The sequence below is a fragment of the Serratia bockelmannii genome (assembly GCF_008011855.1).
Lineage (GTDB): Bacteria > Pseudomonadota > Gammaproteobacteria > Enterobacterales > Enterobacteriaceae > Serratia > Serratia bockelmannii.
This window is the reverse complement of record NZ_VOUX01000011.1, coordinates 1-5,326: the sequence shown is the minus strand read 5'-3', so window position 1 is coordinate 5,326 and position 5,326 is coordinate 1. Positions and strand designations below refer to the sequence as shown.

The 5,326-nt window shown below is 51.4% G+C and carries 5 protein-coding genes, 4 tRNA genes and 1 other RNA gene; 2 read left to right on the top strand and 8 right to left on the bottom strand.

Going from position 1 to position 5,326, the window contains the following annotated elements; translation table 11 throughout:
• The 6 genes from FOT55_RS12450 to FOT55_RS12425 all read right to left on the bottom strand — a co-directional run.
• The coding region (locus FOT55_RS12450; protein ID WP_004202223.1) for a GTP-binding protein at positions 1-122 on the bottom strand (122 nt) is incomplete at its 3' end.
• A gap of 109 nt (positions 123-231) precedes the next feature.
• Positions 232-307: transfer RNA gene (locus FOT55_RS12445), tRNA-Thr, on the bottom strand.
• A gap of 6 nt (positions 308-313) precedes the next feature.
• A tRNA-Gly gene (locus FOT55_RS12440) sits at positions 314-388 on the bottom strand.
• A gap of 36 nt (positions 389-424) precedes the next feature.
• Positions 425-540, bottom strand: a non-coding RNA gene (locus FOT55_RS12435) — RtT sRNA.
• A gap of 46 nt (positions 541-586) precedes the next feature.
• Positions 587-671 (bottom strand) — tRNA-Tyr (locus tag FOT55_RS12430).
• 25 nt (positions 672-696) lie between these two features.
• A tRNA-Thr gene (locus FOT55_RS12425) sits at positions 697-772 on the bottom strand.
• Positions 773-1,167: 395 nt separating this feature from the next.
• On the opposite strand from FOT55_RS12425, the gene FOT55_RS12420 reads away from it, so the two are divergent.
• Positions 1,168-1,716: a GNAT family N-acetyltransferase gene (locus tag FOT55_RS12420; RefSeq protein ID WP_025304937.1), complete on the top strand. Its 549-nt coding sequence runs from the start codon at positions 1,168-1,170 to the stop codon at positions 1,714-1,716.
• 219 nt (positions 1,717-1,935) lie between these two features.
• Positions 1,936-2,886, top strand: a complete 951-nt coding sequence (gene coaA, locus FOT55_RS12415) for a type I pantothenate kinase (protein WP_025304936.1) — start codon at positions 1,936-1,938, stop codon at positions 2,884-2,886.
• A 48-nt stretch (positions 2,887-2,934) separates the two neighbouring features.
• On the opposite strand, the gene birA is transcribed toward coaA, so the two are convergent.
• The gene (birA, locus tag FOT55_RS12410; protein WP_025304935.1) at positions 2,935-3,897 is read right to left on the bottom strand and encodes a bifunctional biotin--[acetyl-CoA-carboxylase] ligase/biotin operon repressor BirA; all 963 of its coding nucleotides are present in this window, start codon (positions 3,895-3,897) and stop codon (positions 2,935-2,937) included.
• A complete protein-coding gene (murB, locus tag FOT55_RS12405) occupies positions 3,894-4,931 on the bottom strand; it encodes a UDP-N-acetylmuramate dehydrogenase (RefSeq protein WP_025304934.1) in 1,038 nt (345 codons plus the stop codon). Before murB ends, birA begins: the two co-directional genes overlap by 4 nt.
• Positions 4,932-5,326: the final 395 nt, after the last annotated feature.

Sequence of the window (5,326 nt, the reverse complement as noted above, 5' to 3'; positions counted from 1 at the left end):
CCGTAGGTTTTAGCCAGAACGGTGGTGATCGCTGCAGTCAGGGTAGTTTTACCGTGGTCAACGTGGCCGATAGTACCGACGTTAACGTGCGGTTTTGTACGTTCAAACTTTTCTTTAGACATCGATTGTCCCTCTAAGACACGGATAAATCGGTGGTATCACCACATCAACCAAGCATTTGCTCGTTGAATCCAGAACAGAAAGAAAATCAGGGGGCGAGAAATTAAGAAGTGGTGCTGATAGGCAGATTCGAACTGCCGACCTCACCCTTACCAAGGGTGCGCTCTACCAACTGAGCTATATCAGCACATCTTGGAGCGGGCAGTGGGAATCGAACCCACATCATCAGCTTGGAAGGCTGAGGTAATAGCCATTATACGATGCCCGCATCCTGGAACTCGGCTACCTGATTTTTCTGTAGAATTTTGGGATGGAGCAGGACTATTCATCACTCGCTTCGCATCCTTCGGGCCGGCTGCGCCTTGCGCTGCACAGCTCGAACCTTGCCGAAGGCTTTCGCCCTCTCCTCCCGCCATCAACCGCTGCGGTATTTATCGCATCTCAGTTAATCGCCGAAGGCAAGATTTGGTGGTGGGGGAAGGATTCGAACCTTCGAAGTCTGTGACGGCAGATTTACAGTCTGCTCCCTTTGGCCGCTCGGGAACCCCACCAGATTTTAACTACTTGTGACTTGAATGGTGCCGGCTACCGGAATCGAACTGGTGACCTACTGATTACAAGTCAGTTGCTCTACCTACTGAGCTAAGCCGGCATCAAGTGCAGCGCATTCTAGGTAGAGCGGACGGCCTATGCAACAAAAAAATTGCTTTACGCGCACTTTCGCTCACAAATCAGTCAATTTTGCATGCTGTCATGCAATTCGCAGCCTGCGGCGTGCAAACATTCATCACTTGCTGCAATCATTCTCTACAATTTTATCCACTTTTTGCAAGCATTGAGAGCCCCTTTCTCCGTGTCGGCTTCTCAAAACACGTAACCTGCATCGGTAAACCGTGAGCGGGATCGATGCACCAAAAAGAGGATCGCTGCCCAGGTTCGTGGCGTGAACTACACTTATTGCTCGCTCTTTCGCCGTGGCTATGCCTTTCGTCGTTCTGGCGCAGTTATTGCTTATCTTCATTACCCCCATCTCTGGAGGAATGACCGATGAAAATAGTGCCTATCAACGCCGCTACGCTCCCGATTTATCGCGATGAATTGGCTCGCCTGTTGACCGATGCGGTCACCCACGGTGCTTCAGTGGGCTACGACACCTTAATCCCGCATGAAGACGCCGAGAGTTACTTCCACAGCCTGCGTCCCGCCTTGGCCAAAAGCGAGCTGCTATTGTGGATTGCCCGCGACGAACGCGGCGTCGTTGGCACCGTGCAACTCGAGCTCTGCCAGAAACCGAATGGCCGTAATCGTGCGGAGGTGGTGAAGCTATTGGTGCATAGCCGCGCTCGCCGCAACGGCGTAGGTCTGGCGCTGATGAAGACGTTGGAGCAGGCGGCACTGCAACAGCAGCGCGGGCTATTGTACCTGGATACGCAGGCTGGCTCAGCGGCTGAAGCGCTTTATCGTAGCCTGGGTTATCGCTGTTTGGGCGAGCTACCGGATTATGCAGCGGGCCCCGATGGGCATTATCATCCGACCGTCATTTATTACAAACGTCTATTCACCGTAAACCAACCTTCGCGCGCCATTGCCTGCTAGCCTTCAGGCGGTATCCGGCCCCGATGATACCGCCTTGCAACCCCGCCTTATCAACTGCGCGCCGCTTCGCACAATTGACATAAACTGCTGCCTATCGACAACTTTTGCGAAAAAAGTCTACGCCAAAAACGAAGCTGTCTATAATATGCAGCTTGTTTATTCTCTGGAGTTGGCGTCCGGCGCCTTTCCCAACCTGCGTTAACAGGCAGAATTTGGCTTATGATAAAAAGAGATCAATCTTTAGCAACGCCTTACCTACAGTTCGATCGTACCCAATGGGCTGCGTTGCGAGATTCGGTGCCGCTGACGTTATCGGAAGAAGAGATCGTTAAGCTGAAAGGGATTAACGAAGATCTCTCGTTGGAAGAAGTTGCGCAGATTTATCTGCCGCTGTCACGACTATTGAACTTCTATATCAGTTCCAACCTGCGCCGACAGGCGGTGCTCGAGCAATTCCTCGGCACCGACGGGCAAAAAATTCCCTATGTCATCGGCATAGCCGGCAGCGTAGCCGTAGGTAAGAGCACGACCGCACGTCTGTTGCAGGCGTTGCTGAGCCGCTGGCCGGAACACCGCAGCGTTGAGTTGATCACGACCGACGGCTTCTTGCATCCTAATAAGGTGCTGAACGAACGCGGCCTGATGAAGAAAAAAGGCTTCCCGCAGTCTTACGATATGCATAGCCTGGTGAAATTCGTGTCAGAAGTGAAATCCGGCGCCAAACGCGTTACCGCTCCGGTTTATTCTCATTTAATCTATGACGTTGTACCTGAGGGTAATAAAGTCATCGAGCAACCGGATATTCTGATCCTGGAAGGGCTTAACGTATTGCAAAGCGGTATGGATTACCCGCACGATCCTCATCGCGTATTCGTTTCCGATTTTGTCGACTTCTCCATATATGTCGATGCCCCGGAGACGCTATTGCAAAGCTGGTATATCAATCGTTTCCTGAAATTCCGTCAGGGCGCATTTTCCAATCCCGATTCTTATTTCCATAACTATTCAAAATTGCCGGAACCGGAAGCGATTAATATCGCTACACAATTGTGGAATGAAATTAACGGCTTGAATTTGCAGCAGAATATACTACCTACCCGCGAACGCGCCAGCCTGATCATGACCAAAAGCGCCAACCATGCCGTTGAAAGCGTGCGCTTAAGAAAGTAAGACTACCGATCGCTCAAGGGGACGGTAACGTCCCCTTGGTTGCGCTCGCTATTCTGCACTGCGCAGCGATATCTCTCCGCCGATAAAGGGTTTGATCTCCCCATCTTGTTCCAGCAGCAGTGCCCCCTGCGAATCGATGCCTCGTGCGATCCCTACAATCTGCCGCTCACCAATCAGCAGTTTGACCGGTCTGTCGATAAAATTATCCAACGTGCGCCAACGACCAATGAATGGCCCCAGCCCATCTATCTCGAATTGTTTTAACGACTGCCGCAATTCATTGAGCAAAGTAGCAGTCAGCTCATTACGATCGATGTTAATGCCGGCTTCTTGCAGGTTGATCCAACCTTGGTTGATCCCCCCGGCATTGGTATCCCGCATCGCCAAATTAATGCCAGCACCGATGACCAACTGAGCCGCATCGCCAGTTTTTCCTGTCAACTCGACCAGGATCCCTGCCAATTTGCGATCGTTCAGGTAGAGGTCGTTGGGCCATTTTACTCGCACGTCTTTAGCGCCAAGGCGCTGCAAGACCTCCGCCATCACCATGCCGATCACCAGGCTCAGCCCCATCGCCGCAGCTGGCCCCTGTTCCAATCGCCAAAACATCGACAGGTATAAATTGGCGCCAAACGGCGAAATCCACTGGCGCCCACGACGACCGCGGCCAGCCAGTTGATACTCAGCGATGCAGGCGTCGCCAGATTGTAGTGTTTCGATACGATCCAGCAAATATTGATTGGTAGAGTCGACTACCGGCAACACGGTAACGCGTTTGTCGTCCAACCCTTTTAGAATGCGTTCCGCCTCCAATAGCGGCATGGGGGCAGGCAAGCTGTACCCTTTGCCAGGCACGGTAAAGACATCCAGCCCCCACTCGCGAATGGTTTGAATATGCTTATTGATCGCAGCACGGCTCATGCCGAGTGACTCACCGAGGTGTTCCCCGGAATGGAATTCGCCGTCGGCCAACAACGCGATCAGTTTTAACGGAACCTTGGTATCTTTCATGACAGCACCGCCACGGCATTCAGCTCACCGGTCGCGCCAATAAAGCGCACCTCAGGCTCCAACCACACACCGAATTTATCGGCCACCGTCTTGCGTACGTGGCGCGCCAGCGCCACCACATCCTGGCTGTGGGCATTGTCGATGTTCACCAGCACCAGCGCCTGCTGGCGGTGTACCGCAGCACCACCGATGCGATATCCTTTCAGCTCGCATTGGTCGATAAGCCAGCCGGCGGCCAGCTTCACCTGACCATCCTGCTGCGGATAATGCGGCATGCCAGGATATTTGGCGACGAGTTCTGCGGCTTTCTCTGCGTTCACCAAAGGATTCTTGAAGAAGCTGCCGGCATTGCCGGTTTCGCGCGGATCGGGCAGCTTGCTGCGACGCATAGCACATACGGATTCAAATACCTGAAGCGGCGTCACCGTGGTGGGCTCCAGCTTGGCCAGATCGCCGTAACTCAATTTGGGTTGCCACTGTTTGTTGAGACGCAGACCCAGCCCGACAATGACATGCCCAGTTTGGAAACGGTGCTTGAAAATGCTTTCCCGGTAGCCAAAACCACACTCGGCAGCCGGGATGCGATCGATAGCGCCGGTAGAGAAGTCCAGCAAATCGACATACTCGCAGACGTCTTTCAATTCGACGCCGTAGGCGCCGATGTTCTGAATAGGGGCGGAACCGGCCAATCCAGGGATCAAAGCCAGGTTTTCCAGGCCGCAGATCCCAGCCTGCAGCGTATATTGCACCAGGTCATGCCAATTTTCACCGGAGCTGACGTGGAGATACCAGGCATCGTTATCTTCTCGAACATCGATACCCTTCAACTGATTGACCATTACCGTGCCCGAGAAATCCTCCAGGAACAGCACGTTGCTACCTTCACCGAGAATCAGCAGCGGCTCCTGACGCTTGCGCGTTTGTTGCCACACCTTGAGCATCAGTTCAATTCTATCGGCCATGATCAGGTGCGCTGCGTTGACCGGGAGCGCAAACGTATTGTGGTTTTTTAAAGACGCGCTTTCAGTAGACATAACGTTCAGTACCTATACGGAAATAATCTTTCGCCTAGTCTACTCGATTCGAGGCGTCTGGCTAATATTTGTTTTAATTAACGTGAAATTTATCGAATAATACACTAAAGAATTAAGATTTATCTTTGATATAACCAGATATTTCTTATTAACACATTAATAAATAGGCATTTTTATTATTTAAATAATAATCTGAAGCTATCAATTATATATTAATCTGGCTATTTCTCCGGCAAAAAACATTATGCTTCCTTATAAGAATAAGCTACATATGCCAAAAAGGTATTTTTCAAAGTAATAGATACAGTCAGGATATTTATTTTACGCATAGCAAAAAGCCCTGAACGTCAGTTCAGGGCTTTCGGCTTTATTTGATGCCTGGCAGTGTCCTACTC

Excerpts from the sequence above, each read along its gene's own strand:
- FOT55_RS12420 (WP_025304937.1), top strand. The coding sequence starts at position 1,168 with ATGAAAATAGTGCCTATCAACGCCGCTACGCTCCCGATTTATCGCGAT.
- murB (WP_025304934.1), bottom strand. The coding sequence starts at position 4,931 with ATGTCTACTGAAAGCGCGTCTTTAAAAAACCACAATACGTTTGCGCTC.
- coaA (WP_025304936.1), top strand. The coding sequence starts at position 1,936 with ATGATAAAAAGAGATCAATCTTTAGCAACGCCTTACCTACAGTTCGAT.
- birA (WP_025304935.1), bottom strand. The coding sequence starts at position 3,897 with ATGAAAGATACCAAGGTTCCGTTAAAACTGATCGCGTTGTTGGCCGAC.